Here is a 24,342-nt window from a genome sequence, read left to right on the forward strand (position 1 = left end):
ATGGATTCCCACACACAAACCATCAGACACTCTCTCACAGTCGACAAGAGGACTCCTGGATTGCGCAAAGATTTCATGGAAGTGAACCTTTCTGGTTGATAGACGAGTTCCACAATGCTGGCTAATGGAACACGCCCATTTTCACCTACATGATCTAGTCAAACCACAAAATCCGAGAAGAGTATACGAAAGTATCCGATTTAGAAACAGGACTCATTGGTGGGAAAAGAATTGTTAGTCTAAAGGGCGATTCTTAAGTTCAGTTGATGACGAAAATTGTAAGGACGATGCGGAAATGAAATTGCTTAAAGTTTTTACCCTTGTCGTTCTCATTGCAGGGGTTTTGTTGTGCGTAGCGGGCCTATATTGGGAAAATAAGCTTACCAATCTTGGGGTTCCCATAGCCTTGCTAGGCATCGCTCTTTCGGTTGCTATACCTGTGAAAAAGAGAAGCGAAGGGGAAAAACACGCTTAGCACAGATAGTGAAATGAAGAACGCTAAGTTTACGTGTTTCATTCATCAATGAGTCCCGTTTGAAGTGTCTTCGGGAGCCGAAAATTATAAAGTCCATGTTGCCCGATAAACCGCGCAAGATTCTCACTGCCGATGAAGTCTACGACGCTGTCATTGATTGGTTTAAAGCCGATGATGATTGGGTCAATCTCGTCTACGTCGTCCAAGATACCGGCTACGATGACGACGCATTGACTAGTGAGCAGCTTCAGGATGTCATTGAAAAAGTCATGAGCTTTGATGACCTTGTTATATATGACGCTGCAAGCCCTTCATCAAGTGAAATTGGAACAAATTTTGGTGGCAATCCACTGCCTCGGGACGTGGACGCAGCAGCATTGAGCCGATTCATCCTTGAAAAAGACCGAGCTGGCCTACTGATGGCGCTTATGGTTGTTCCGCATCCGGATAAGCACAAGATGCCTTACGAATACGACGAGGAATAGGCGTCAACAACGCACGCAGCAACATGATGCTTATTCTAAAAAAAGGGGGTTGCCGCCTTGGTAGCAACCCCTTTTTGGTGATCTTTTACCCGCGTTGTCGTTTTAGGCGCCGAAAGCAGCCTCCCACGCCTTGAGGAGTACATCGGTCTCCTCGGCGGTGGTGATGGAGATGCGCACACCTTCGTCGAAGGCGCGAACCAGCACGCCGTTTGCGGCGAGCTTGGCAGCGACTTCTTGTGGGGTGCCCAGCTCGGTGATGTTTGCTGCCGGGAACCAGATGTGGTTGGCCTCGGAAGCAGGAACGCCGAACTTAGCAAAGTGCTCAGTGACGCGCTCGCGTTGGCGGACGGTCTCATCGGTGCGCTCACGCAGGGAGTCCTGTGCCGCCAGAGAGTGCAGGGCGCCGACCTGAGCCACCGTGTTCACGGAGAACGGGATGGCTACCTTGTTCAACGCCTCAATGATCTCTTTGTCGCCGAAGGCATAGCCCACGCGCACGCCGGCTAGGCCGTAGGCCTTGGAGAAAGTGCGCAGGCCCACGACGTTGCGGTGCGTCTTGACGTACTCGGTGGCCAGCGGCAGGGAGTCGTTGCGGTTGTACTCGATGTAAGCCTCGTCCAATGCCACGATGATGTCATCCGGTACGACCGCCAGGAACTCGTCGAATTCCGCGCGGGTGATGATCGAACCGGTGGGGTTATTCGGATTGCACACGAAGATAACCTTGGTCTTTTCCGTCACGGTCTTGGCCATCGCTGGCAAGTCCACGCGGTGCTCCTCATTCAGTGGGACCGGAACCGGCGTCGCGCCAACCACGTGGGCGAAGATTGGATAGGCCTCGAAGGAACGCCACGGGAAAACCACTTCATCGCCAGGCTGGCAGGTGATTTGTACCAGCTGCTGGCAGATGGCAGAAGAACCCGTTCCCACGGCCACCTCATCGAGGGTCATACCAAGGTGCTCTGCGAGTGCAGTGCGCAGCTCGACGACGCCCATGTCTGGGTAACGATTGGCGTCGCCAGCCGCGGCCTCCATGGCCTTGAGCGCCTCCGGAAGCGGAGGCTGGGTGGCCTCATTGGAAGACAGCTTTAAAGCAGTCTCATTGCGGGCACCGGGAACATAGACGGGCAGGGAGGAAAGATCGGATCGAATCATGGCAACCACCTTAGCCCTGGGAAGAGGTTTCCGGGTTGCGCGGACCGCGAGGGCCGTAGTCAAACTCCGCCGTGAGCGGGCCGAATGCCTGCAGTCCCTTCGGTGCATCAAAAGCGTCGAGCTGGACCTCAAGGAAGGCGCCGCGCTCCGGGTGCTCAGAAATGTCCGCGAGCGCCTTAGCCAGCTCGCCCTCGGTCTTCGCTGCGTAGGACTCCATGGTGGTATCTGCCTTGAAGACCTTCGGCAGCTCGTTGTAGCTCCAGTTCTGGATGGCGTTGTACTCCTGCTCCATGCCCAGGATGTAGCGCTCAATGGTGTAGCCATCGTTGTTGACCAGAACGATGATTGGCTTGAGCTCCTGGCGCAGGATGGTAGAAAGCTCCTGAGCGGTCAGCTGGAAGGAACCATCGCCAATGAAGAGCACGTGGCGGCGCTCCGGGTTAGCCAGTTGGGAGCCGAGCACGGCAGGCAGGGTAAAGCCGATGGAGCCCCAGATGGTGGAGTTGATGTACTGCACGCCCTCCGGCATACGCAGCGGGCCCAGGCCGATGTTGGAAGTACCAGCCTCGGCGATGACCACGTCGTCTTCCTTGAGGAAGTGAACCATCTGGTTCCAGATGCGCTCCTGGGTCAGCGGCGCTGACTCGTCTGGCTCGAAGGCCGGCAGCTCAAACTTCTCGCCCGCGGCGGCTTCCTTGGCTGGGATGCGCTCGACGAGGACGTCGAGAAGCTCAAGCGTATTGATGCCCACGAAGTACTCGCCGTCAGCGTTGAGGTGCTGATCGCCGAAGTTGAACACGTGCGCCTTATCCAGATTGTGGGTGAAGGAACCGGAGTTGACCTCGATGAAGCGTGGGTTGGTGGTGACCAGGAAGTCGGAGTTTTCGATGCGCTCCTGCACGCCCGGGGCGGAAGCGGCGCCGTTGTAGGTGCCGATGAACAGCGGGTCGCGCTCGGACAGGATGGCCTTGCCGGAAGAAAGCTGGGAGTACGGCAGCTGGGCCTTGTCGATGATGGCGCGGAACTTCTCGGTAAAACCGTGGCGATCGGTGTCTTGGTCGATCAGGAAGATGGGATCCTTGGCCGCAGCCAGCGCCTCGATCACGCGATCGGCGGCGGCGTTGAGACGCTCCTGGTCGGAGGTAGCCAGCTCGGTGCTGAACGGGGTATCCGGGACCTCGATGGTCAGGTGCGTGATATCGGAAGGGATCTGGATGTGCACCGGGCGCTTCTCGCGCAGGCAGGTGTGCAGGGCGCGGTCGAATTCCTCGACCACGTTCATCGGGGAAACGCGGGTGGCTACCTCGGTAAACGGTGCGATGGCGTCGAGCATGTTGGCAAAGTCGCCGTCGGCAAGCGAGTGGTGCAGGTTCCAACCGAACTCGGTGGCGTACTGCGGCGGTGCGCCAGCGATGGAGACCATCGGAACGTGCTCCGCGCGAGCACCCGCGATGCCGTTGAGCGCAGAAAGCTCGCCCACGCCGTAGGTGGTGAGCAGACAGCCGACGCCGCGCTGGCGGGCGTAGCCATCAGCGGCATAGGCCGCGTTCAGCTCATTGCAGGCGCCGACGAAACGGATGTCCTTGTCTTCGTCGATCTGCTCGAGGAAGCTCAAATTGAAATCACCTGGGACACCGATGATTTCGGTGATGCCGATGGCCTTCAAGCGATCAAGGATAAATTCGCCGACAGTAGTCTGCATTGCGAGTCCTTTCTTTTGTTAGCGATAAAACGTGCTTATCCGATTATCGTAGGTCACATTTTTGTTGTCATTAGTCAAAATAGAGAACTATCTTTGACATATGTCGAAACTGACGGCGCCGAACCTGGCACGGATTCAAGAGTTAGCCGATGACATCGCGCGGCAGTTGCAATGTTCGGTGGAGGTAACCACTCCCTCTATCAACGTGATTGCAGCAAGCGCGCAGTTGGGCGCCGTGGATAGTCACCGCGTGGCCTCGATTCTGGAGCGCACCCCGCCGCCGGAGCCGATCCCGTGGATGCTCAGTTATGGCATTCAGGAATCTTCTGCCCCGGTGCGCCTGCCGGCGAATGCGGAATATGACATGCTCCCGCGCGTGGTTATTCCTTTGCGCCACGGCCCTGACCTGGTAGGGCACGTGTGGATCATTGATGAGCACGCGCTTTCCGACGCCGCTCTTGCCTCCGTTTCCCCGCAACTGAGCACGCTGACCAAGTTGGTAGACGAGCGCGATGCTTACCTGGCCACTCGTGCGCAGCAGCTTGGTGACTTAACCCGTGACATCGTTGCGGGGGATGAAAGTGCGCTGGCTATAGCCCGCGAGCGCGACCTTTTGCCGCGTGATGGGGAAGTGCTCATTCACCGTATCGACGTAGACGGTGATTTAGTCCAGCTGACGATGGAGCTCGCCCGTCCGCTGCGGCGGCGTCCGTTTCTGGCCCTGGACTTGCATGATTCGCTCATCATTGTGGAATCCCCGCGCGACGAGCAAGACACGAAAACGCTGATTGAGGAGGTTGCTTCCGCGGCCCTCACGGCGGGGACGCAAATTGGTGCGCGGGGCAGTGCGCCCACTGCGCGTCGGGCTCGTTTCATGGCCGACGTTGCGCGGCTAACCGGGCAACCTGCGATGGACTGGGCTGCGGCTGGCGCCTGGCGCGCGCTGTTGGGATGGGATCTGAGTCCGGCTACCGTGCGTGCGCTGAGCCCCGATGCCGCACTGCTTTTAGACGCCGAGCGCAAAAGCTACTGGGAAAGTCTGCTTTGTTATTTCGAGCATTCCCGCAACGTCAATGACACAGCCGCCGCGCTGTATATTCACCGTGCTACTTTGCATTATCGCCTAGACCGAGTCCGTGAGATCCTGGGCACGGCTGCCCTCGAAGATGGCTGGCGCTGTGCCGCTTTGTATGTGGCATTGAAGCTGCATGCGGCGCTTAATCGCCGCTAAAACCTAAGCAGTTAGACGGTAGTGAGGGGGCTGTTTGGCACGCGTGGAGGGGCTCGGGTAGAGTAAGCGAAGATTCATTGCGAATCGCTGGAGACGTGCCAGAGCGGCCGAATGGGGCTCCCTGCTAAGGAGTTGACTTGCTTGCGCAGGTCCGGAGGTTCAAATCCTCTCGTCTCCGCCACTTGAGAAGTCTCGAGACATCGTTTGCCCGCTGTCTCGAGACTTTTTACTTAGACCCCGATGTGGGGCAGTGCGGTTATTGCCAAGCTGAGCCTGGAGCTCACCGCGAAGACGGACATGAGATGGGAAACCTGCTTCTTAACGGTCGATTGTGCGTAGTGCATCGACTTGGCAATCTCTGCGTTTGAGCGCCCTTCGCAGATGTAGCTCAAGATTTGCTTCTCAGTATCGGTGAGTAAGGCGTACTTCTCATTGAACTCGATAACGCTGGATTCTTTGTCGTTATCGCCCTCTGCATGGGAATCGGATTGGGGAAGGTAGTCAACCAGGCGGGTTAGCGCGTGCGGCGATACGGCTGTGCCACCGTTTACCGCCTCGCGCACAGCGGCATACATTGTGGCCGGCTTGCTGCTTTTTACAACGTAGCCGGCCCCTCCGTTGGTTAAGACCTCGATCATTGTTTTGTCAGTGTCTAAAGCGGTGATTGCTACGAATGCCGGTGGGGTGGGCCGCTTCTTGGCCTCGCGCAAGAGCGTTATTCCGTCCATCTCGGGCATGTGAATATCGGCGATGATGACATCGATGTCGATTTGGTCGAGAAGCGAAAGGGCTTCGACGCCGGTGCTGGCCTCGGCGACGACGTGAATGTCGGCAGTGCATGAGAAGTAGGTCTTCAGCGACGAGCGTACGAGGGGATCGTCATCAACGATCAACGTCGCAATGCGGCTATCAGTGTCAGCGGTGCTCATCGATGCTGGATCACCGACTTGGAAAATAGCCATAGGTATCTACTTTCATAGTTAAAACTCTTATTTATGCACACTTTATTTGTACCATCATTGAGCTCAATTAAAACCTCGCGCATTGGGCACGCGCGAAGGAGGATACTAAAGTATATTTCGCCTGAATATAAAGCTAAATTTGGGCCATTTCCGGTGGTTCAAGCGCGGTTAGGGGTAGCTTACTTACGGTAGCGGAAGTATGGTCCTAGGTGGATTCAGGCAAAGCCCAGTTCCACTTGTTAATGACCCTTTTACAGTTAGGACTCCATCATGGAAATCGCATCCACCGTTCTCGAAATCCTCGGCGGCATCTTCGAGGCAATCGCTGAAGGTCTGCAGAAGTAAAAGCTTCTAAAACCTTCAAACGCTCCCGCAGGCTAGTTCAATCGCACGGCCTCCGGGAGCGTTTGCATGTTTTGCGTGGGATGCTGCGCTTGGACTCTTTATCGGTCTTAGGGGCGTCCTTGTGCTGCACCGTGGTTGCCGCTAGGTGGTGACCTCACCATTTGTGGCCGCAGTAAAAGGCGAACCCCGCCCCACCAGTGATGAGCTGGCAGGACGGGGGTGCGGCTCCGGAAGAGCGGGCTCGCGCACTTACATCGCCGGGGAGAGACCCGCGTCGTCCTGGCCGCTGACGCGGTAGAGGTGCTCGTTGACGAACTCGCCCACGCCCCAGCGCTCGAGCTCGCGGCCGTAGCCGGAGCGGTTAATGCCGCCGAACGGGAGGCCGGCAGCGGTGACGGAAGCTTCGTTGACGAAGGTCATGCCGTCGTTAAGCTGCTGCGCCACTTCGAAGGCCTTGTCGAGGTCGGAACCCCACACGGAACTGGAGAGGCCATAGTCAGAGTTGTTGGCAATCGCGATGGCCTCGTCGATGTCCTTTGCCTTGTAGATGACTGCGACTGGGCCGAAGATCTCGTTGCAGGCGATCTCGGCGGAAGAATCGACGTCGCTAAGCAGCGTTGGCTCCATGTAGGCGCCGTCGCGGTCTACCTTCTTGCCACCCACACGGACGGTGGCGGTGCCATCGGCAACAGCCTTGTCGAGGCGCTCGATGATTTCGTCGCGGGCACCGATGGAGGACAGTGGGCCGATGTCGGCATTCTCGTCGTCGTATGGGCCGACCTTGAGGTTGCCGATCTTCTCCACCAGGTAATCGAGGGTGCGATCGTAGAAATCCTCCAACACAATCAGGCGCTTTGGGGCGTTGCAGGCCTGACCGGTGTTGTACATGCGGATAGGTACGAACTGATCGAGGGTCCACTCGAGCTTCTTGTCATCGATGATGATGAATGGGTCGTTGCCGCCGAGCTCCAGCACGGACTTCTTGTAGTTCTCACCCGCGGTCTTTGCCACCGCAGCGCCGGCTGCTTCAGAGCCGGTGAGGGAAACGCCCTTGATGCGCTTGTCCGCCACGAAGGCATCCATCTGGGAGCCGGAAGCGTAGATGTTGATGAAAGCGTCCTTCGGCAGACCTGCCTCTTCCAGGAGATCCTGGCAGGCCTGGGAAGACAGCGGGCAGATGGAAGCGTGCTTGAGCACGATGGTGTTACCCAGCAAAAGGTTCGGCGCCGCGAAGCGGGCAACCTGGTAGTACGGGAAGTTCCATGGCATAACGCCCAGCAGCGGGCCGAGCGGCTCCTTTTGAACAACAGTCTTTTGCGCGCCCTGGGCCGCCAAGTACTCGGGCGCGAGCAGCTCGTGAGCGTGCTCGGCGTACCAGCGGTAGATGTCAGCGACGATTTGAATCTCGCCCTTTGCCCAGCGCGTGAGCTTACCCATCTCACGGCCGATGTGCTCGGCTAGCTTGTCTGCATTTTCTTCATAGAGATCTGCAGTGCGGAAGAGGATGGCTGCACGCTCCTCGATTGAGGTGCGGGACCAGCTCTTGAAGGCTTCCGTGGAGCGGTCCAGGATCGCGTCACGGTCAGAGTCATTGATGCGGTCGAAGGTCTCCTCGGAGACGCCAGTGTTTGGGTTCTCAAGTGCAAAAGTACTCATGTCCCCTGTGTACCCGCGATGTGCCGAGCCTTCAAGAAAAATGACTCACTTATAAAATGGTAAATCGCCCTAACAGGTCTATTATCCCTATTTGTGAAACGAAGATCTTTGCAGAACCGAAGCCGCATCTTTGGCCCTGCACGCGTGACAGCTTTGGGCTTTTTTCTGCTCATCATGCTGGGGGCATTCCTGCTGATGCTGCCTTTTTCTACCGAAGGATCGCAGTGGACGCCTCCCTTGCACGCTTTCTTCACAGCGACTTCCGCTGTCTCTCTGACCGGTCTTATCGTTGAAGATACCGGCACGTACTGGACTCCCTTCGGCCAAGTGGTAATTATCACCCTCATCCAGCTCGGCGGCTTGGGAATCATGTCGCTTGCTTCCTTGTCCGGCATGCTTTTAACCGGACGCATCAGCTTGAAGGCGCGGCGCTCGACGGCCGCCGAGGGCCGCCCCGTAGCCGGCGGCATTCGCCGTACCCTCTTGCTTACCTTTCTCGTCACCCTCGTTTGCGAGGCTGCAGTTGCTGTCCTCTTGGCCCTACGCCTGCATTTCGCACATGGCGTCCCAGTACTGCGCGCGATGTGGGAGGGTGTCTTCCACGCGATTTCGGCATTTAACAACGCGGGTTTTAGTACTTACTCGGACAATATGATTGGTTTTAATACCGATGCGTGGATTCTGCTGCCGGTGGCCTTTGCGCTCATCGTGGGTGGCTTGGGCTATCCCATGTTGGCGGAGATAGTGCGCCGTATCCGCGGCCGGATCAAGCTCGCCCTGCGAGGGCGTGCGCCGCGCGTGCACCACATGTCCATTACCGCGCGGATGACGCTGGTGGGAACTGCCATTTTGCTCTTCGGCGGCATGACGTTTTTCTTGGTGGCCGAGTGGTCCGGCGTGCTGGCGGACATGCCGTTTGGCACCAAGCTGCTCAATAGCTTCTTCATGAGTGCTTCGCCGCGTACCGCGGGCTTTAATGCCATCGACTACGGGCATGTGCATTCCATTACCTTGATGGCCTCGGACATCTTGATGTTCATCGGCGGCGGATCCGCCGGTACGGCCGGCGGCGTGAAGGTGACCACCACCTGCGTGCTCGTTGCGGCGATGGCGGCGGAGTTCCTGGGCCGTGAGGACACCACCATCGGTAAGCGCCGTTTGCCGTATTCGATTACGCGCCAGGCGCTCGCCCTGACTGTGGCCGGTGCGGCAGTGGTGATGTTCGGAGTTGGAAGCCTGGTGGTTTTGAACCCGCAATTCTCCACCGACCAGATCACCTTCGAGGTGCTCTCGGCTTTCGCTACCGTTGGTCTGTCCACAGGAATTACGGCCAGCCTGACCGCGCCTTCCCAGATTATTTTGTGCTTCATCATGTATCTTGGCCGCGTCGGGCCGACCACGTTGGTGGCCGCTTTGGCCGCGCGCACGGTAACTCGTCACTATCGCTACCCAGTAGAAAGGCCGTTCATTGGCTAACATCTTCGGCGCGCTGCGCCGCGAAAATCAATCCATCGACATCCCCGCAGTGGTGGTTATCGGCTTGGGGCGCTTCGGTTTTTCCCTGGCACGTGAACTTATGGATCATGGCGTTGAGGTGCTTGGCATCGACAATTGCGAGAAGTTCGTGCGCGATTATTCGCCGGTTCTCACCGAGGTAGTACAAGCTGATACAACCGACGCCGAGGTCTTGCATCAGCTGGGCATCGACGAGGTGGACCGCGTGGTGCTGGCCATCGGCTCGCACCTTGAGGACTCCATTTTGACCGCCTCAAATCTGGTGGAACTCGGCGTAAAGGACATTTGGGCGAAGGCGGACTCCGACGCGCATGCACGCATCCTGCTGCAGCTGGGCGTACACCACGTCATCCGCCCAGAACGCGACACTGGCCGCCGCATTGCGCACTTGCTCGGCGGCAAGTTCGAAGATTTCGCCGAAATCGCCGAGGACTATGGCGTTACAAAGCTCACCCCGCCCGCGCACTTGGTGCAAACCCCACTAGATCCGCAGAAAACGTGGGAAAAACATCGCGTGCAGCTGGTCTCAGTGCGCAAGAACTATGGCTGCTGGATGCCTGTTGAGAAAGGCCAGCAATTGAACCCGACGGATCTCATCGTGATTGCTGGCAGCCCCATCGCCTTGGAGAAGTTCTCCGAGGCTGGGTCTTAGGCTTCTTAGTCCCCTGCCTGGCGGTATCCGCGGCGCAGGTCATCGACCACATAAGGATGATCGAGCGTGGAGGCCGGCAGGTTGCGCGGCTGGTTATCTAAGCCGAATGATTGCGCGGCCTCAAGAGTCGCATCATCGAGGTAGCGCAGCGGGGGAGCGTAGTTGGGCACGGAGATTTCCTCCGCGCAGGCTACAAAGCCCCAGTCACCAAAGGTGGGCACGTGCACGTGATAAGGCACGGTGGGGCAGCCGGCGGAACGCAGTGTGGAATCGATACGCCAGAACACATCGGGAGTACTAAAGGCACTGGTTGCCTGCACGACCATCTTGCCGCCGGGAGCGAGCATCTTGTGCGCCATGGAGTAGAACTCTTCCGAGTAAAGGCGGGCCATGGCGGCGGAGTCGGGGTCGGGTAGATCGATGAGGACGGCGTCGTAAAGCGTGTGATCACCACCCGATCGCAACCAGGTAAACGCGTCCTCGTTGAGGATCCGCACGCGCGGATCTTCCATGGCGCCCCCGTTGTCCTCGCGCAGGACCGTGTTGGTCACGTTCACCACCTCGGGATCGAGCTCGACCTGGGTGACTTTAAAGTCCATCTTGAGCAGCTCGCGCGCGGCTAAACCATCGCCGCCGCCGATGACGAGCACTCGCCCGCCTGGCTCGGCAGGCAGTACGGGATAGACCAGGGACTCGGTGTAGCGGTACTCGTCGCGGGAGGAATACTGCAGGCCGCCGTTGAGATAGAGGCGCGAATCCTTGCCGCGTTTGGTCACCACGATGTCCTGGTAATCCGAGGTATGGGCGTAAATGACAGGATCATCGTAGAGCGATTGCCGGGCGGTTACCACTATGGATTCGCTGCGGATGATGAGAGTAAGCAGCAAGGCGATAGCGCCCAGCAGCGCGAGGACATGCATTAGAAGCTGCTTGCCGGAGAGCACCGTGCGCAGTAGAAGCAGCGCAACCACGAGTGCGGCGATGAGGTTGACTAAGCCGGCCGCAGCGGTGCCACGAATCATGCCCAGCCACGGCAGCAAGATAAATGGCCATGCCAAACCGCCCAGCAGGCCGCCGACGTAATCCGCGAAGTTGAGGTTGGCCACCACCGAGCCGGAATCCTCAGCATTCGAGGTACGTCCGCGCTGAATCAGCGTCATAAGCAGTGGCACTTCCATACCCACCAAAATGCCAATGAGCAGCGTCGCTACGACTAAAATGAGGGTGGACTGGCCCACAAGCGCGAAGACCATGTAGAGCACCACGGCGCTCACGCCGCCGCACAGGCCGAGCAGAGTTTCGACGATGAGGAAAGAACTCGCCGGCCACGACAAGAATGGCTTGGCCATCAACGCGCCCAAGCCCAAGGATGCGACGTAACCTGCCACGATCAGCGAGGTCTCTACAATGCCGCCGCCGTTGAGGCTCGTGGACAGCGTCAGCAAGGCCAGTTCGTAGACCAAGCCCGAAGCTGCGCAGATACAGACGGAGATAAGCAGAGCTACCCGCCAGGCGCGCGAGCGGACCAGCGAATCTGCGGCGGGGGAAGCGTTTAGGTCAGGCATGCGGCATTAATTGCGCCGACAACGATGAGGATGACGCTCGCGCAAAAGGCGCCCGCGCGGGGCTTGGTATCTTCCACCAGATCCCGGAAACGGCCGGGGATAAGCGCCTCCAAAATGACCAACGCTAGTGCCTGCAGCACGATGCCGACTAGGCCGTAGACAGCGGTTTCTAGCAGTTCAAAAGAGTGCACGATGGCGGTAACCAGCACCGCTCCCAGGGCAATCTGCTGGGCGGAAGCGATGACCGCAGCGTTGACGTGATGATCAACGAAGACAGCGCGGTAAAGCTTGCCTGGAGTGAGCAGATCCAGAACTACGAAGCCGGCAAGTAGCAGTACTGCTGCAACGCCGAAATAAGCAAAGGTGGCCAGGATTGAATCGAGCATGAACTAAAGCCTTTCTATTTCACGCCGCCGGAAGAGCCGGAGGAGCCGCCGGAAGAACGGGAAGGGGAGGAGGGACTAAAACCGGGACCTAAGAAGATATAGGTGCCGTCGTGGAAGTGATCGAGATTTTCCACGCGCACTGAACAGTTCTGCGGGCCAGTGGGCTCGACCTTGACAATCTGCTTGCGGTAGCGCAGGTACTCTGTGCCCGTTGCGGGATCGAATTGGCGCGCCTTCGGCTTGTGCTCTGCTGCAAGGCGGTTGGCCTCTGCCTGAACATTGTTTGCCTGACAGGTGCCTGACCTGATGGGAGCGCCAGTAACGCCGGGTGAAGTCAGACCGCCAATTACTGCGAATAGTACGGCGAAGACCAGTGACCATTTCCAGCCTTTGTCATAGTTCATGGAATCCACCTACTTGTAGTCTTCACGATTATTTCTTCTGCAGGGTACATATGCACCGTTTCCCACTCGAAGCCTGCGCAGTCTTCGAGTGCGGTGCCCTTGAGGGCGGTGACGTGGTATTCGCCCTGCCCGGGAAATTGCGCCGAGAGCCAATCCGTGCCCGATACCCGTTGAAATTCTGCGGCGAAGCCATCCGCGCAATGCTTGGCGACGTCCGTCTTCAGCTCGTAGCCCGTCATCTCACCGTAGGTCTGCGGCAGCGGACCCTCACAGTGGCAGGAGATCTCCTCGCGGAAGAGTAGCGTCTTGCCGCGATAAACGCTGGCAGTATGCGAAGCGCCGATGATATCCAGCTCAAGCTGCAGGCTGTCGGAACCGTGAAGCATGGTCGTGCTTAACGCCTGCGGGCGCGGGCCGTTTAAGCGCAGCCCCAAGTCAGCGGCACTGACGTCCGCGCTGGGGCAATCTAGAACCTCCACTGCGGCCTATGCCTTTGGAGCTGGGTACACGGTGAACTCACCCGGCAGCATGGTGTGGCCGGTGGATACCTCCCAGCTGTCATTGTTGGCCCAGCCCTCAAAGCCCAGCAGCTTGTCACCCGCGGAATAATCTACGTAGCGCATCTCGCCGGACTCTGGCAGGCCGGTGGTGCCGGTGGAGGTGTAGCGCGCATGGCCACGCTCGTCCTCACTATATGTAACTCCCTCGAATTCCACGGTGCCGCGATCTGGCGTGACGCCGGCGCCCTTGCGGGAGGTCCACCAGGTGAGATTGAGCTGGCCTTCATCGACCTCGACTCCCAGCCAGGAGGAGTTATCTCCACCGTCGAGCAGGTACTCGTACCAGTAATAAGGGCCCTCATTTAGGGTCAGGGTGCCGCGGACGACGTAGTCGGTGGCGCCGTAACGGATGATTGCACCCGGACCAAGATTTTCTGGATTGAACTCGTTTTGGCCTTTGGCCTCGGCGAAGTAATCCTTGGAGAAGGTATCGCCCGTCTCCTGCGTGCTAGCCGCCTTGGCTTGGCGCGATTTAAAGAACATGTAGATAGCCGCGATTAACAAAACCACGGCGAGCAGAAAGAAAATCTTGTTCATGACTGGCCCTTTATTTTTGCTTAGCTTAGGTCTGTAGCAGTCACCTTAGCCCACGCCTTGGACGTCCGATAGTCCTACGCATTAAGCTGGGGAATTGTCGTTTTCAATTCGATGGATTTTAGGTCGGCGTATGAACGAAAAAGAGCTTATTTCTATTGCGAGCGATGCTGCAGCAGAACTCATTGACGCCGAGTCCTATCCCTTCGTCGAAGGCTGGCGAGCCTGGCGGGTGCGCGGAAAGTGGTTCATGCTGGCCACCACCATGCCTGCGAATAAGCCCTTCGGTGGAAAGAAAGCCATCATTCTCAAAGCTCCGCCGGAGGATGTCACCGCTTTGCAGGCTGGTTATGCCGACATCGGCCCTGCGTATCACATGAATAAGCGGCACTGGTACACCGTGTATCCCGGGGATTCAATAAACCCCAAGTTAGTTCGGGAGCTCGTCCAGGAATCCTATGCCGCGGTGGTGCAAAAGCTGCCTAAGGCGCAGCGCCCTGCCGGGTGGCAAGAGGCAGTGCGTTAAGGAAGTATAAGACGCAATGGATAAATCTAATGGCCGGTTCCCACGCTTTGTCTATGAAAAGGGCACAGAGCCCGATCCGCGTTTCAGCATGGCCAACGAGCGCACGTTCTTGGCATGGATTCGTACCTCGCTCGCTTTCATCGCAGGCGGCGTTGCACTGCAGGCTTTCGACCTCCCGATTCACGGCACGCTGACCCTCATCATCTCCGTGATCATGCTGGTGGTCGCCATCGTCTTGCCGGCGGTGGCGTGGACGCATTGGGCGGCGTCGGAAAGCGCGATGCGTGAGCAAAAGCCCCTGCCGCCGAATGTCGCGATGCCTCTGCTCGTGTTGGTGGTGCTGCTTATCGGCGTGCTGATCCTGGTAGGTCAGCTCGTGGGCGCGGGGGCGTAAATGTATGACCCAGGGCTGCAGCCGGAGCGCACCCGGCTGTCGTGGCAGCGCAGCCTTTTGGCGTTCGTGCTGGTGGTTCTGGTGGTTTTGCGCAGTGAGCTGCCGTGGACCATTGCGGAGCTCATCGCCTTCGTGGGCGGCGCGGGTGCCTGCGCCTGGCTGGGTTGGCGGGTGCGCCGCCGTAACGCGCTTTACGACGCCGCCCTTCACACCGGCGGCGCCCTCCCCGGTGCCGCGGCGCTGGCGGGCCTAGCCGTGGCCGTGATGCTGCTGGCAGTGCTGGCTCTGGTGGGCCTTGGTGGGGGTAACCGCGTTTAAAAACCGATTTTTTCTTTGGTTCAAAGTTGTATGGTGTTCGCAAACGTGGGTATTGCATGGTTCACATTTTGCTTATCCCCGCGTGCTAGAAGGTTTGGCAAGGAGAACTGAATGACGACCCCGCAAACACATGAATCAACAGCACACGTAGAAGGCGAAGAAGATCACGGCGTCGACAAGCGCGAATGGCGCCGCATGCTTATAGGCGTGTTCCTAGGCTTGGCGCTGGCCGCCCTGGTGTGGTTTATTTTTCCGTCGAATGCGGTGGATACCGTGCTGCAATCCTCGGGCGCGGACCCGGAGGAAACCTATACTTATGGCGCGATTCGCGCGGTTGCGGCGGTGACCATCCTGATGGGCGTGTGGTGGATGACCGAAGCAATTCCGCTGGCAGCTACGGCGCTTTTGCCTTTGGTTATCTTCCCGCTGGCCGGCGTGGGCACCATTAAGGAAGTCGGCTCGCCTTATGCTTCGGCGACGATCTTCTTGTTTATGGGTGGCTTCCTCATTGCGCTCGCGTTGCAGCGTTGGAACTTGCACCGCCGCATGGCCCTGGCGGTGGTGAAGGTGGTTGGCACTTCGCCAAAGCGCATTGTGCTGGGCTTTATGCTGGCAACCGGCTTTTTGTCCATGTGGGTCTCAAATACGGCGACCGCGGTAGTCATGCTGCCTATCGGTACCTCCGTGCTGGCGCTGACCGCAGACACTGTGGGCGGCATGGCCAAGCAGAAGAAGTTTGCAACGGCGCTGATGCTTGGCATTGCGTATTCTGCGTCTATCGGCTCCCTGGGCACGCTCATCGGCACTCCGCCGAATGCTCTGTTGGCCGGATATATGAAGGAATCTCACGACATCGTCCTCGGCTTTGGCAAGTGGATGATCGTGGGAATGCCGCTGGCGGTTATCTTCCTGTTTATCGCATGGCTGTTGTTGGTGACCATCTTCAAGCCGGAGATGGACCGTATTCCTGGCGGCAAGGAGCTCATCGACAAGGAAATCGCAGCTCTTGGTCCGTGGACTGCTCCGCAGATTCTCACCGGCATAATCTTCCTAGGCGCAGCTATCGCCTGGGTGGCCGTTCCTTTCTTGGTTGGCGAGGACTCCAACTACGACGATGCCATCGTCGGTATTGCTGCCGGCCTGCTGCTGTTTATCATCCCGGCCGACGCTAAGACCGGCGTTCGCCTGCTGGACTGGAAGACCGCGAATGAGATGCCGTGGGACGTCCTGCTTCTTTTTGGTGGTGGCCTGTCTCTGTCCGCGATGTTTAACAACTCGGGCCTATCTCTGTGGATCGGCGAGATGGCTAAGGGACTCGGCGGCCTGCCCACGGTGCTGCTCATCGCGGCAGTTGCGCTGCTGGTTCTTTTCCTGACCGAAATTACCTCCAACACGGCAACGGCGGCGACCTTCCTGCCCATCATGGGCGGTGTGGCCGTGGGCATTGGCCTGACCGAGGGCGGCGAGATCAACATTCTGCTGCTGACCATTCCGGTGGCGCTCGCGGCAACCTGCGCGTTCATGCTGCCGGTGGCAACCCCGCCGAATGCCATCGCATACGGATCGGGTTACGTGAAGATTGGCGACATGATCAAGGGCGGCGTCGGCCTCAACCTCATTGGCTGCGTGCTGATTACTCTCACGGTCTACCTGCTGGCCGTGCCGGTCTTTGGGCTGGTGCTTTAAAGGCTGGTGTTTAAGTGCAGTTATCGACAGGTTAACAACGCGTAAAAACGTGTGTTGGCCTGGCGATTTGCCGCCTTTAAAGAACGGCACTATAGTTAATCCACGTTGCAGCGAGAGATTGCACAGCAATCAAACGCAGTAGCGGTTAGCGCCCGTAGCTCAACGGATAGAGCATCTGACTACGGATCAGAAGGTTGGGGGTTCGAATCCCTCCGGGCGCACAGCATAAACCCGCTGGTTAAACGGTTAAAACACCGATTGGCCAGCGGGTTCTTTCGCGTTTTCGTGCCCCCAAAGTAGTCCCAAGTAACCCCAGGTAAACCAGGGTGGGTGCAAACACGCTGCAAACGCCCTGCAAACGGATTGCAAACAAGGCGCAAACACGCGAGCTGGGGTTTAGGGTCGGGGATTTCAGCAAGCCTTTAGCCGTATTCACGAATAGATAGCTAAGATTGGAGCATAAGCAAGGAGGTGCGGAACATGGCTGGTCTGGTTTGGAAAGACGCCAGGGAACAAGCGAAGGCCATTAGGTCTGCGTACCGCCTGAGCCGCCACGGACTGTCGGATCTTGAACGTGTAGCCGGGCTCCTCGGAGCAGAGGTCTTTTATGAGAAGCTTCCCAAAGACCAGGCGGGGTTCATCGTGAAGCGCCCCGAAGAGCCTTTTGCATCTATCGTCATCAATAAGCGAGACATTCCTGAACGGCAGCGGTTTACCCTCGCCCATGAAATCGGACATCTCGTAGATCGCCAGCGGATGGCCGGCGATGAACGATTCTCTTTCATGGACTACAGGGACAATCGGAACAACTACAGCCTGCATGAGTTCTTTGCTGATGAGTTCGCAGGAGAGCTATTGATGCCAGCAATTCCATTGCTGACCGAATTGGCTCGGAGCTCGCAATACGAAGTGGCCGCAAAATTTGGAGTAACACCCGCCGCGGTAGATCGCCGTATCGCCCGCCTCCAAAAGAACCTTCCAGAGGAGTTGATGGATGCCTAATTCCGAGGACGATTCGGAATCGCAGCCTTTCTTTATCCATAGCGAGGTTTCGGCCGACCTAAAGTCTCTACTTGAGAACTTCAATCCATCCAGGGGCTCACAAGTAGAACCGGACTCCCATGAAGGCGCTGAGGTCGGGAAACGCGGAGACGGGGACGTCTCCAAGGCTGCAGACGATGCGTTGAAATACATGAACGAGCGCCGGGCAGCAGAAATTGCTCGTCTCAAGATGGACAATGAACAACGAGAAAAGTTTTTTAAGTTCGTCCTGCTCATTACCGGAATACCGGTGCTCGTCGCCGCAGGCGCCCTGGTAAGAGTCGTGTGGGACGGGGACGTGGGGGATTCTGTCCTAATTGGGTTCTTCGCTTCCGTAGTCGTAGAAGTAATCGGTCTCTCGATAATCGTGGCCAACTACCTTTTCCCAAAAACTGGATCCGTTCCACCAGGAGTAGAAAAGGCGCTGGAGGAGTAAGCCTGAACCGCTCCCCAATCTGGTGCGCCTTCTCCGCCTCAAACCGGACAAAGCCCTGGATCGCTGACCTCATGAAGGTCGCGCTTTCCTCTCTTTCTCTGTATTGGGGAGCGAGTCCGAGCTTAATTAAAAGCTAAGCCCAGATCGATGGTCGAAACTTGAGCTCATTGAACCAGACGAAGATGTCGAACCTTGGCATCCTTCTCCCGCTGGGCGCGCCGGGCTTGAGCCGACTCGACGCGCTTTCGCTCAGATTCGAGGTGTCGTTCGATGGCTTCGGCGGCTTCGTCCAGGCCTTCGTCCCAGAGGTGCCCGTAGTGCTTCAGTGTGGTGGAAGCTGAGGCGTGGCCGCACATCCGTTGAACGACGTACACGTCGGCGCCAGCCGCAATCGCCATGGAGACTGCGGTATGTCGTAGCTCATAGGTCTTGAGGGTGGTGTCAATGCCTGCATCGACGAGGAAGGTTCTCCCAGATAACCCGCCACCGCGCCGTAGTCCAGACGTGACCGTACTCGTCTGGGAGCAGCCAGGCCTCGGGGTCGCGTCCTTCGGCTGCTTCTTCGAGGGTGAGAAGCATGAGTCGCGAGATTGGAACGTCGCGGTGCTGGCGGGTCTTTGTCTCGTCTACGTGCCCGAGGTCGTCGACGTCGCGGCGGATCATGAGGCGCCGGCGTTCCACGTCAAGGTCTTTAACCTTGAGGCCCTTTGCTTCTCCAGGCCGTAGTCCTGTCTTGAGAAGAACTTCGAGCATCATTTTTACCGCGGGCTTTTTGGCGGCGAAGAGCAGAGCGTCGACTTCTTGGATTTTCAGGTAACGGCGCTCTGCCTTTGGGATGGCAGGTGTCGGCGAGCCGTCGAGCGGATTGGAGTGAATGATCTTCATCTTGACCGCGCGCGTGAGCATGGATTTGAACATGCCAGCGATTTTTCGCTTGGCCGAGCCTCCCAGGGGCTTGGGCGCGTCGCCTTCTTTGACGCCCTTCATGGAGGTGAGGCTAGCAATCCATGCGACTACTTGGTGCTCTTGTATCTGGCTGACTTTCCTGTTGCCCCATACAGGTAGGACATGGGTGTTCCAATATGAGACGTAGTCTTTCCTGGACTTTTCGGAGATATTGGCCTTTGAGTCGAGCCAGGGCTCCCAAAGCTCTGCCAACGTGACGTCTTTCTTGTCCGCGGATATGAGCGTGCCGTCGGACTTGGTTACGCGGACTTTAGCGTCGAAGATTTCTGCGGCTTCGAATGCGTCGAATGTTTCGGACGTGCGGTGTCCTTCGAGGTCGAGGTACTGGACGATCCAGCGCTTGCCGACGCCGTGGCGCTTGGTGGGGACTTTGACCGTTTTCTTTCGGCCTGTCTTTTCGTCCACGGTAGTTATGTGCTTGTACCAGAGATCGCGTACAGCCATTGGTAGACTTCTTTCTTGTCAGGGCGAGCACTTACAAAACACGTAAGAGTTCACCTGTCTCGGGCCTCTTTCCCGTCGTGTCGCCAAACTTGTCGGGAAAGGGGCTTTATTTTTGCCTTTAGAGTCCAGGTTTTAGGCCAGGCATTTTTTAGGCTTGAGGGTGTATTTATCCCACCTGCGAAGCGTCGAAGTAGGTGTAATCACCGAAATGCTCAGTTGGTTCGGCGACGCCGAACGCGTAGGGCTGCATGTCGGCGGGGACTTCGTAGACCCAGGTCATTGTCTTTTCAAAGCCAGGGTTCAGGCTCTCATTGCATTCGGGATTATCCAGCACGCGGTAAAGCGAATCAATTGGGTCGTATGCCTGCTCGTCTTTGTTGAAGAGAGTGGCCTGTAAGCCGAAACCACAGGTAAGGTCCATCGATTTCTTGCTGGTGTTTTTCACCGTGGTCTCAACGGATACGTACTTCGCGCCCTGGTTCTCGGGGGTAAGAGTCTCGTTCGGCATTGTGCCGCGCTTGTAGTTGTCAGCGTAGACCTCAAGAGATTCAGACTCGGTGACCTTTTGCAGGGTGACAGTTGCACCAGGAGCGTCGATTGCTTCGCCCATCTTGTGGAGCTCTCCGGTGCTGCTTTCCTGCTCTACGCCGGAGTCAGAGGGGCTTTGCTCATAGGAATCGGTCGTTCCGCAAGCAGTAAGTAGCGATGCGGTTAGCAGTGCGGTGGCCATGAGGAGGCGGTTCGAGGTCATGGGGTGTCCTTTCGTGAGAAGAGAAGAGTTAAAAGATGGCGCAGCTAAACGTGGAGACGCGCCCAGCGTCGAATAGTCGCATCCATACGTTTAGTAGGTGTGGCGTGACTCCGAGCTCCGCGGCGATAGCAGAAGGTGCTCCACCGCAGTCAGTGGCGATGTCTTCAATACGGTCGCCGTCGACCAGGTGTTGTGCGGCCCATTCATCTGCGAGGCGTTCAGCACGAGGTGAAGAACAGGTGTCACCGTTAGCCACGTGCCCGAGTTCATGCGCGATGGCGCATACCCGTGTGACGGGGTCGAGTCCTGCGCGCACGACGATCGTGCGTGAACCGGCATGGAAACATGCGTTATATCGAGCGTCGAGCCTGCCGGTTTCTACCAGCTCGACGCCCTGCTCATCGAGCAGCGCATGTAGACGATCCTCAATAAGAGACATGGTGAACTCCTTTCTGGGGAGGGGAAGATTGGTATGTATCAGGGGCGTGGGCGGTTTCGCCGTTGAAGGGTTTTGACTTCGTTCTCAAGTTGTCGCATATCGAGTTCATTTACTTCGTGGTCGAGCTGTGCGAGGTAGGCATTCCATTCTGTTTTTGCCTTAGTCTTGGCTTGTTCCTTAGTACGTTTCCCAAGGCCTTGAAGTACGTTGCGCTCGTTGAACGCTAGCCATTCAGCGGTTTTCTGCTCCCAGTCTTTTAGCAGGAGAGTCTTGCCCATTTCTGACTGATCTTCGGCATAGTCCAAGTACATTGTTGTGAGTCGATTTAGGCGGCGAAGTTCGGGATCGTCAAGGTAGTTTTTGGCAACGTACATGTCTGTAAGGTGAGGTTTCTCGCCTTGCCAGTTTGTGAGACCCGCATTTGGTTTTGCGCGGTCTGCGCGAGTGAAGATGAGCTCAGCGGCGGTGCTGCCATGGATTGCGTAGTGCAGTCGATTTTGCAGGGTCGCAAAGAAATTACTGACTTCCTTAAAGGACTTTCGTTCTTGATAGTCGGCGCTTGTCTCAACGATTACGTCGCAGATCTTGCGGAAGAACTGTCGCTCCGAGGCGCGAATTTCGCGGATCCGTTCGAGCAGCTCATCGAAGTGGGTGTCGACCCCGTCGTTCTTGAGTCGCTGGTCATCAAGTGCAAACCCTTTGGCCAGGTACTCTCGCAGAACGTCGGTTGCCCACTTTCGAAATTGAATACCTCGCGTTCCGCGCACGCGATAGCCGACTGCGAGGATCATTTCTAGGTTGTAGTGGTTGGTAGACCTGTCTTGACCTGGCTGTTGTAAAAGTTGTTTACATTTAGTTTCGTCTAATTCCCCGTCGCGAAGTATTTCGCGTATGTGATGGTTGATTGCCGGAGCTCCAACGTCGAAGAGGTTTGCCATCTGGGCCGTGTTGAGCCACGCAGTACCCTCTTTGAGCTGAAGCCTCACTTGAGCCTTGCCGTCTTCGGTGGTGTACAGGGCTATTTGGTCGCGGGTCGACATGGGGCCTCCTTCCGTTAGGGATGGTTTTCTTCGAGCGGCTCGGTGGCCTCTTGAGCGGCCACAGGTTCCAGGCCGGCATTGATGCGCTCGACGAGCTCGTCCCGGTCGTGCAATGAGCTTACCGATGCACTGGGCGCAGCATCGTTGCTTTCGAGCAGTTGGCTTTCTGCATCATTCATTCGGCGTAGGAATTCTTCCGCGAGCTGTCGCGGGGAGGCATCTGTGAGCTTCACGCCGCCGATGTGAACCTCGCGGAGATCAGCTTCTTCCTGCGAGATAAGACCTGACTCAACGAGGGCTTCGAGGACATTAGCTCCGTAGGCGCGGGCGAGCTTGACTGCGAACTCGGGGTCAGCCTTGGCGCCCTTCTTCCAGCGTGAAAACGCAGACTTGTCGAATTGCGCTTTCTCTGCCGCGTCCTTGAAAGAGTCGGGACCGATCAGATGCGCTACGTACGTCCACCAGCGTGTTTCTTCCATAGGAGTAACCATAATTGCGCACGCGCAATTATGCAAGTGGTGTGACACTGCAACTTGAGGTTGTGCACAAACTTTCATTAATGTAGGTTGAGGTGTGCACAAACAACTCCAGATTGTTGTGGCACATTTCAGGAGGTGAACAGTGCAAACCATAAACACAGTAAGGGTCAACCAGGAGTGGCTCGAAGCGCAGATCCGCGAATGTGGAGGCGCCTCAAATTTCGCCAGAATTCTTGGAGTTGACCCGTCAACAGTGAGTCGTCAGATCAACATGAAAGCAGAGGCAAGCCCACGCTTTATTGGGGCGGTACTAGCCAAGATCGCGGTTTCATTTCAGGACGCCTTCGACGTCACCGAGGAAGAAGTGCGAGTGCACCGCGCTCGAATGCTGCGGACTACAGCCGCCTAGGCGCGCCGGGCATCGGAAAGAAAAGCGCCCGTGTCCCAGGGGATAGGGCACGGGCAACAACATAGAAAGGAGAAACGCTGTGGAACCAAAAGTGAAAGACACCGGCGCTGGAGCATTTGCGGAAACTCCCGGTGATGAGACGCCGAGAGTAACCGTGAATATGCCGGATAACAAGTGCTTTACCAAGCAGGAAATATTAGAACTCGTTGCCTCTCTCAAGTCTCATAAGGCGACTTTCCAAGACGGCCATTTTCGAGGCAATGGAAGCTACTGCCTGTTTCGAAAACTTCGAATATTCCGCAACCGCTTCTTCAATCGGGACGGAACCTGAAGGTAACGCATTGACCAAATCAGCGAGCTCACTCATTAACTCGGGAGTAGTTGAAAGGCCAGCTTCACGTAGTCGCCATTCGACGTCTTCAGAGCTGAATTCGTAGTTAGAAGAACCAACATTCTTTGTCATTACTAACTCCTCGCTTTCCGGGGAAGCGTCCCCGAATGTGAGTCAACCACACCGTTGTTGCTGGGACAGGGGATATCCGAGCAAACGCAAGAAAAACGAAAGGAGGAAACATGAGATACGTCGACGCTGCATCTATGTCTTCTCAGCAACGTGCTGAATTTATGGCGAGAGAACTTGGTCCGGACTACCTACAAGAGAGATCAGGAGTCTTGGATGAATTCATCGAAATACTCGATGGTTTTACCGACAACGAGCTCTGCGTTCGCCATCCGATCGTCCATGCCCCATTGGGCATAGCTAGTGGGAATTTTGTCCAGCCAATCGGGTACATCGAACTCGACTCTCCAACGGATGTCTACGCCGTCGTTCGATTGGGATTTGGTGAGACCTTTGGCGCAGAAGCTGACGATTTCCAGCTCCTTATCGTCCCGGACGATAGCCGAGAATTGGTCGCATATTCGCACGCTGTGCCGGTCGACCAGGTCGGACGCAAAATAAAAGTTCATGTCAACGATGCGCCAAGTAAGGGTATGTCCGCGCCGATGTCGGTCGATGCGTGCCAACTCATGGATCCACCAGAGTGCGCTGCCGGTGTGCCCTCCCGTCGAGTGGTAGGGCTGCGTGGCTTCGATCGCAAGGCGCGTCCTCTCCCGCAGGCCCTCGGTATTGGCCTTTTGAGCGAAATTATCAGCAGTGGCGTTGATCGGGTAGTAGATGCGCCTAGCGTTGCGCGGAGGATCGAGCTGGGTGTCGTGAACGACGAGCTCGTACATCAGCCCGTCGAGGGCCGAGCGCAAGAGATACAGCCATTCACCAAACATCACGGAGAGATTGTCTGGGAATGGGCAGGGTGCATGCAGATAAACGGTGTGCTGTTGTCCGTGCTGTTCGATCCGGCGCTCGATCGGATTGGACTTTATATGTTCGGCGGCAACTTGCCACATTTCATTTCGTATTACGCAGGCTCGCTCTACTCGGGCAAGGAGCAACCGCAAATTTCTATCCATAGCCCCCAGTCTATGGGGACGACGCAGCAGTATCTGCGGCGTTGACATCAACATCAAAACAAAAGGAAGCCTGCGATGTGCCGCACCGGCCCAGTCACGGGCGTTAACACCAGCCACTTCCGTTGCGGGTCGACCTCACCATTTGCGATTTGCAGCCGCAGGGGCCGTGCAGAGAACCTGGTGCCGTGCGAAAGACCTGCGGGGCGCGGAAGCTGCTGCGAGAGAGGCCGCGGCGTACGATGAGACCGGAACCGCTTTACGAGACCTCATTTTTAGGTGCTTAGCTTCATGGCCAGTAAAAAGTTTGCCTTCGCTA

Annotated in this window: 29 protein-coding genes and 2 tRNA genes; 14 read left to right on the forward strand and 17 right to left on the reverse strand. The window is 57.1% G+C overall.

Annotation, left to right across the window (positions count from 1 at the left end; genetic code table 11):
• The first annotated feature begins 295 nt into the window (after positions 1-295).
• Positions 296-475: a hypothetical protein gene (locus HMPREF2692_RS12080; protein ID WP_061920021.1), complete on the forward strand. Its 180-nt coding sequence runs from the start codon at positions 296-298 to the stop codon at positions 473-475.
• A 95-nt stretch (positions 476-570) separates the two neighbouring features.
• The gene (locus HMPREF2692_RS12085) at positions 571-960 is read left to right on the forward strand and encodes a hypothetical protein (protein WP_062042731.1); all 390 of its coding nucleotides are present in this window, start codon (positions 571-573) and stop codon (positions 958-960) included.
• Positions 961-1,062: 102 nt separating this feature from the next.
• Here the strand turns inward: HMPREF2692_RS12085 and hisC are convergent, their stop codons facing one another.
• Together hisC and HMPREF2692_RS12095 are read right to left on the reverse strand one after the other, a co-directional pair.
• Positions 1,063-2,115: a histidinol-phosphate transaminase gene (hisC, locus tag HMPREF2692_RS12090; RefSeq protein WP_070497516.1), complete on the reverse strand. Its 1,053-nt coding sequence runs from the start codon at positions 2,113-2,115 to the stop codon at positions 1,063-1,065.
• 10 nt (positions 2,116-2,125) lie between these two features.
• Complete coding sequence (locus tag HMPREF2692_RS12095; protein ID WP_070497518.1) at positions 2,126-3,817, reverse strand: alpha-keto acid decarboxylase family protein; 1,692 nt, start codon at positions 3,815-3,817, stop codon at positions 2,126-2,128.
• Between the two features lie 100 nt (positions 3,818-3,917).
• On the opposite strand from HMPREF2692_RS12095, the gene HMPREF2692_RS12100 reads away from it, so the two are divergent.
• Both HMPREF2692_RS12100 and HMPREF2692_RS12105 read left to right on the forward strand, forming a co-directional pair.
• On the forward strand, positions 3,918-5,048 hold the full coding sequence (locus tag HMPREF2692_RS12100; protein WP_070455672.1) for a PucR family transcriptional regulator: 1,131 nt from the start codon (positions 3,918-3,920) through the stop codon (positions 5,046-5,048).
• An 89-nt stretch (positions 5,049-5,137) separates the two neighbouring features.
• Positions 5,138-5,229, forward strand: a tRNA-Ser gene (locus tag HMPREF2692_RS12105).
• A gap of 49 nt (positions 5,230-5,278) precedes the next feature.
• On the opposite strand, the gene HMPREF2692_RS12110 is transcribed toward HMPREF2692_RS12105, so the two are convergent.
• Together HMPREF2692_RS12110 and HMPREF2692_RS12115 are read right to left on the reverse strand one after the other, a co-directional pair.
• Positions 5,279-6,010, reverse strand: a complete 732-nt coding sequence (locus HMPREF2692_RS12110; RefSeq protein ID WP_246816179.1) for a response regulator — start codon at positions 6,008-6,010, stop codon at positions 5,279-5,281.
• A 594-nt stretch (positions 6,011-6,604) separates the two neighbouring features.
• Complete coding sequence (locus tag HMPREF2692_RS12115; protein WP_061920031.1) at positions 6,605-8,011, reverse strand: NAD-dependent succinate-semialdehyde dehydrogenase; 1,407 nt, start codon at positions 8,009-8,011, stop codon at positions 6,605-6,607.
• A gap of 174 nt (positions 8,012-8,185) precedes the next feature.
• Between HMPREF2692_RS12115 and HMPREF2692_RS12120 the strand changes: the two genes are divergently transcribed.
• Complete coding sequence (locus HMPREF2692_RS12120; protein ID WP_235590983.1) at positions 8,186-9,487, forward strand: TrkH family potassium uptake protein; 1,302 nt, start codon at positions 8,186-8,188, stop codon at positions 9,485-9,487.
• Positions 9,480-10,178 carry a potassium channel family protein gene (locus tag HMPREF2692_RS12125; RefSeq protein ID WP_210385669.1) on the forward strand — a complete coding sequence of 233 codons (699 nt, stop codon included), beginning with the start codon at positions 9,480-9,482 and terminating at the stop codon, positions 10,176-10,178. Before HMPREF2692_RS12120 ends, HMPREF2692_RS12125 begins: the two co-directional genes overlap by 8 nt.
• Positions 10,179-10,183: 5 nt before the next feature.
• On the opposite strand, the gene HMPREF2692_RS12130 is transcribed toward HMPREF2692_RS12125, so the two are convergent.
• Genes HMPREF2692_RS12130 through HMPREF2692_RS12150 form a run of 5 tightly spaced genes read right to left on the reverse strand, consistent with a single transcriptional unit; the run spans position 10,184 to position 13,630 of the window.
• On the reverse strand, positions 10,184-11,743 hold the full coding sequence (locus HMPREF2692_RS12130; protein ID WP_070823716.1) for a polyamine aminopropyltransferase: 1,560 nt from the start codon (positions 11,741-11,743) through the stop codon (positions 10,184-10,186).
• A complete protein-coding gene (locus tag HMPREF2692_RS12135) occupies positions 11,731-12,129 on the reverse strand; it encodes a DUF350 domain-containing protein (protein ID WP_070823718.1) in 399 nt (132 codons plus the stop codon). The genes HMPREF2692_RS12130 and HMPREF2692_RS12135 overlap by 13 nt, the downstream gene beginning before the upstream one ends.
• 14 nt (positions 12,130-12,143) lie before the next feature.
• Entirely contained in the window at positions 12,144-12,533 is a 390-nt protein-coding gene (locus HMPREF2692_RS12140) for a DUF4247 domain-containing protein (RefSeq protein WP_061920038.1), read from the reverse strand.
• On the reverse strand, positions 12,530-13,012 hold the full coding sequence (locus HMPREF2692_RS12145; RefSeq protein WP_070823720.1) for a DUF2617 family protein: 483 nt from the start codon (positions 13,010-13,012) through the stop codon (positions 12,530-12,532). The genes HMPREF2692_RS12140 and HMPREF2692_RS12145 overlap by 4 nt, the downstream gene beginning before the upstream one ends.
• Before the next feature lie 6 nt (positions 13,013-13,018).
• Positions 13,019-13,630 (reverse strand): DUF4178 domain-containing protein, encoded by a 612-nt coding sequence (locus tag HMPREF2692_RS12150; protein ID WP_061920042.1) that lies wholly within the window; start codon positions 13,628-13,630, stop codon positions 13,019-13,021.
• 130 nt (positions 13,631-13,760) lie between these two features.
• Between HMPREF2692_RS12150 and HMPREF2692_RS12155 the strand changes: the two genes are divergently transcribed.
• The 7 genes from HMPREF2692_RS12155 (at position 13,761) to HMPREF2692_RS12185 (ending at position 18,028) form a co-directional block, all read left to right on the forward strand.
• Entirely contained in the window at positions 13,761-14,153 is a 393-nt protein-coding gene (locus HMPREF2692_RS12155) for an MmcQ/YjbR family DNA-binding protein (RefSeq protein ID WP_062042708.1), read from the forward strand.
• A gap of 16 nt (positions 14,154-14,169) precedes the next feature.
• Positions 14,170-14,547, forward strand: a complete 378-nt coding sequence (locus HMPREF2692_RS12160) for a YidH family protein (RefSeq protein ID WP_062042705.1) — start codon at positions 14,170-14,172, stop codon at positions 14,545-14,547.
• Positions 14,548-14,865: a DUF202 domain-containing protein gene (locus tag HMPREF2692_RS12165; RefSeq protein WP_061920047.1), complete on the forward strand. Its 318-nt coding sequence runs from the start codon at positions 14,548-14,550 to the stop codon at positions 14,863-14,865. It abuts the gene before it with no gap.
• A gap of 111 nt (positions 14,866-14,976) precedes the next feature.
• On the forward strand, positions 14,977-16,551 hold the full coding sequence (locus HMPREF2692_RS12170; RefSeq protein WP_070433374.1) for an SLC13 family permease: 1,575 nt from the start codon (positions 14,977-14,979) through the stop codon (positions 16,549-16,551).
• A 148-nt stretch (positions 16,552-16,699) separates the two neighbouring features.
• Positions 16,700-16,772, forward strand: a tRNA-Arg gene (locus HMPREF2692_RS12175).
• Between the two features lie 259 nt (positions 16,773-17,031).
• Positions 17,032-17,553: an ImmA/IrrE family metallo-endopeptidase gene (locus tag HMPREF2692_RS12180; RefSeq protein WP_070433375.1), complete on the forward strand. Its 522-nt coding sequence runs from the start codon at positions 17,032-17,034 to the stop codon at positions 17,551-17,553.
• The gene (locus HMPREF2692_RS12185) at positions 17,546-18,028 is read left to right on the forward strand and encodes a hypothetical protein (protein ID WP_070433376.1); all 483 of its coding nucleotides are present in this window, start codon (positions 17,546-17,548) and stop codon (positions 18,026-18,028) included. The genes HMPREF2692_RS12180 and HMPREF2692_RS12185 overlap by 8 nt, the downstream gene beginning before the upstream one ends.
• Before the next feature lie 164 nt (positions 18,029-18,192).
• On the opposite strand, the gene HMPREF2692_RS13505 is transcribed toward HMPREF2692_RS12185, so the two are convergent.
• The 6 genes from HMPREF2692_RS13505 to HMPREF2692_RS12215 form a co-directional block, all read right to left on the reverse strand.
• The gene (locus tag HMPREF2692_RS13505) at positions 18,193-18,426 is read right to left on the reverse strand and encodes a hypothetical protein (protein ID WP_070433377.1); all 234 of its coding nucleotides are present in this window, start codon (positions 18,424-18,426) and stop codon (positions 18,193-18,195) included.
• Between the two features lie 43 nt (positions 18,427-18,469).
• The gene (locus HMPREF2692_RS13050; RefSeq protein ID WP_141761334.1) at positions 18,470-19,438 is read right to left on the reverse strand and encodes a tyrosine-type recombinase/integrase; all 969 of its coding nucleotides are present in this window, start codon (positions 19,436-19,438) and stop codon (positions 18,470-18,472) included.
• Positions 19,439-19,604: 166 nt separating this feature from the next.
• Positions 19,605-20,189 carry a DUF4352 domain-containing protein gene (locus HMPREF2692_RS12200; RefSeq protein WP_070433378.1) on the reverse strand — a complete coding sequence of 195 codons (585 nt, stop codon included), beginning with the start codon at positions 20,187-20,189 and terminating at the stop codon, positions 19,605-19,607.
• Positions 20,190-20,217: 28 nt separating this feature from the next.
• Positions 20,218-20,628: an ImmA/IrrE family metallo-endopeptidase gene (locus HMPREF2692_RS12205; protein ID WP_070433379.1), complete on the reverse strand. Its 411-nt coding sequence runs from the start codon at positions 20,626-20,628 to the stop codon at positions 20,218-20,220.
• Positions 20,629-20,666: 38 nt separating this feature from the next.
• The gene (rhuM, locus tag HMPREF2692_RS12210; RefSeq protein WP_070433380.1) at positions 20,667-21,668 is read right to left on the reverse strand and encodes a RhuM family protein; all 1,002 of its coding nucleotides are present in this window, start codon (positions 21,666-21,668) and stop codon (positions 20,667-20,669) included.
• Between the two features lie 14 nt (positions 21,669-21,682).
• Positions 21,683-22,147, reverse strand: a complete 465-nt coding sequence (locus tag HMPREF2692_RS12215) for a hypothetical protein (protein ID WP_070433381.1) — start codon at positions 22,145-22,147, stop codon at positions 21,683-21,685.
• A gap of 253 nt (positions 22,148-22,400) precedes the next feature.
• On the opposite strand from HMPREF2692_RS12215, the gene HMPREF2692_RS13215 reads away from it, so the two are divergent.
• On the forward strand, positions 22,401-22,556 hold the full coding sequence (locus HMPREF2692_RS13215) for a hypothetical protein (protein ID WP_168162320.1): 156 nt from the start codon (positions 22,401-22,403) through the stop codon (positions 22,554-22,556).
• Positions 22,557-22,752: 196 nt separating this feature from the next.
• Here the strand turns inward: HMPREF2692_RS13215 and HMPREF2692_RS12225 are convergent, their stop codons facing one another.
• Positions 22,753-23,019 carry a hypothetical protein gene (locus HMPREF2692_RS12225; protein ID WP_070433383.1) on the reverse strand — a complete coding sequence of 89 codons (267 nt, stop codon included), beginning with the start codon at positions 23,017-23,019 and terminating at the stop codon, positions 22,753-22,755.
• 200 nt (positions 23,020-23,219) lie between these two features.
• A complete protein-coding gene (locus HMPREF2692_RS12230; protein WP_141761335.1) occupies positions 23,220-24,026 on the reverse strand; it encodes a hypothetical protein in 807 nt (268 codons plus the stop codon).
• Positions 24,027-24,342: the final 316 nt, after the last annotated feature.

Source organism: Corynebacterium sp. HMSC036D03 (assembly GCF_001836185.1).
GTDB lineage: Bacteria > Actinomycetota > Actinomycetes > Mycobacteriales > Mycobacteriaceae > Corynebacterium > Corynebacterium simulans.

Bases quoted from the DNA above. Each gene is read 5' to 3' on its own strand.
- HMPREF2692_RS12130 (WP_070823716.1), bottom strand. From the start codon at position 11,743: ATGCCTGACCTAAACGCTTCCCCCGCCGCAGATTCGCTGGTCCGCTCG.
- HMPREF2692_RS12165 (WP_061920047.1), top strand. From the start codon at position 14,548: ATGTATGACCCAGGGCTGCAGCCGGAGCGCACCCGGCTGTCGTGGCAG.
- HMPREF2692_RS12170 (WP_070433374.1), top strand. From the start codon at position 14,977: ATGACGACCCCGCAAACACATGAATCAACAGCACACGTAGAAGGCGAA.
- HMPREF2692_RS12155 (WP_062042708.1), top strand. From the start codon at position 13,761: ATGAACGAAAAAGAGCTTATTTCTATTGCGAGCGATGCTGCAGCAGAA.
- HMPREF2692_RS12135 (WP_070823718.1), bottom strand. From the start codon at position 12,129: ATGCTCGATTCAATCCTGGCCACCTTTGCTTATTTCGGCGTTGCAGCA.
- HMPREF2692_RS12115 (WP_061920031.1), bottom strand. From the start codon at position 8,011: ATGAGTACTTTTGCACTTGAGAACCCAAACACTGGCGTCTCCGAGGAG.
- HMPREF2692_RS12095 (WP_070497518.1), bottom strand. From the start codon at position 3,817: ATGCAGACTACTGTCGGCGAATTTATCCTTGATCGCTTGAAGGCCATC.
- HMPREF2692_RS12150 (WP_061920042.1), bottom strand. From the start codon at position 13,630: ATGAACAAGATTTTCTTTCTGCTCGCCGTGGTTTTGTTAATCGCGGCT.
- HMPREF2692_RS13050 (WP_141761334.1), bottom strand. From the start codon at position 19,438: ATGGCTGTACGCGATCTCTGGTACAAGCACATAACTACCGTGGACGAA.
- HMPREF2692_RS12230 (WP_141761335.1), bottom strand. From the start codon at position 24,026: ATGGATAGAAATTTGCGGTTGCTCCTTGCCCGAGTAGAGCGAGCCTGC.
- HMPREF2692_RS12225 (WP_070433383.1), bottom strand. From the start codon at position 23,019: ATGACAAAGAATGTTGGTTCTTCTAACTACGAATTCAGCTCTGAAGAC.
- HMPREF2692_RS12205 (WP_070433379.1), bottom strand. From the start codon at position 20,628: ATGTCTCTTATTGAGGATCGTCTACATGCGCTGCTCGATGAGCAGGGC.
- hisC (WP_070497516.1), bottom strand. From the start codon at position 2,115: ATGATTCGATCCGATCTTTCCTCCCTGCCCGTCTATGTTCCCGGTGCC.
- HMPREF2692_RS12215 (WP_070433381.1), bottom strand. From the start codon at position 22,147: ATGGAAGAAACACGCTGGTGGACGTACGTAGCGCATCTGATCGGTCCC.
- HMPREF2692_RS12160 (WP_062042705.1), top strand. From the start codon at position 14,170: ATGGATAAATCTAATGGCCGGTTCCCACGCTTTGTCTATGAAAAGGGC.
- HMPREF2692_RS13505 (WP_070433377.1), bottom strand. From the start codon at position 18,426: ATGGCGATTGCGGCTGGCGCCGACGTGTACGTCGTTCAACGGATGTGC.
- HMPREF2692_RS12185 (WP_070433376.1), top strand. From the start codon at position 17,546: ATGCCTAATTCCGAGGACGATTCGGAATCGCAGCCTTTCTTTATCCAT.
- HMPREF2692_RS12110 (WP_246816179.1), bottom strand. From the start codon at position 6,010: ATGGCTATTTTCCAAGTCGGTGATCCAGCATCGATGAGCACCGCTGAC.
- HMPREF2692_RS12120 (WP_235590983.1), top strand. From the start codon at position 8,186: ATGCTGGGGGCATTCCTGCTGATGCTGCCTTTTTCTACCGAAGGATCG.
- HMPREF2692_RS12200 (WP_070433378.1), bottom strand. From the start codon at position 20,189: ATGACCTCGAACCGCCTCCTCATGGCCACCGCACTGCTAACCGCATCG.
- rhuM (WP_070433380.1), bottom strand. From the start codon at position 21,668: ATGTCGACCCGCGACCAAATAGCCCTGTACACCACCGAAGACGGCAAG.
- HMPREF2692_RS12140 (WP_061920038.1), bottom strand. From the start codon at position 12,533: ATGAACTATGACAAAGGCTGGAAATGGTCACTGGTCTTCGCCGTACTA.
- HMPREF2692_RS12080 (WP_061920021.1), top strand. From the start codon at position 296: ATGAAATTGCTTAAAGTTTTTACCCTTGTCGTTCTCATTGCAGGGGTT.
- HMPREF2692_RS12180 (WP_070433375.1), top strand. From the start codon at position 17,032: ATGGCTGGTCTGGTTTGGAAAGACGCCAGGGAACAAGCGAAGGCCATT.
- HMPREF2692_RS12085 (WP_062042731.1), top strand. From the start codon at position 571: ATGTTGCCCGATAAACCGCGCAAGATTCTCACTGCCGATGAAGTCTAC.
- HMPREF2692_RS12100 (WP_070455672.1), top strand. From the start codon at position 3,918: ATGTCGAAACTGACGGCGCCGAACCTGGCACGGATTCAAGAGTTAGCC.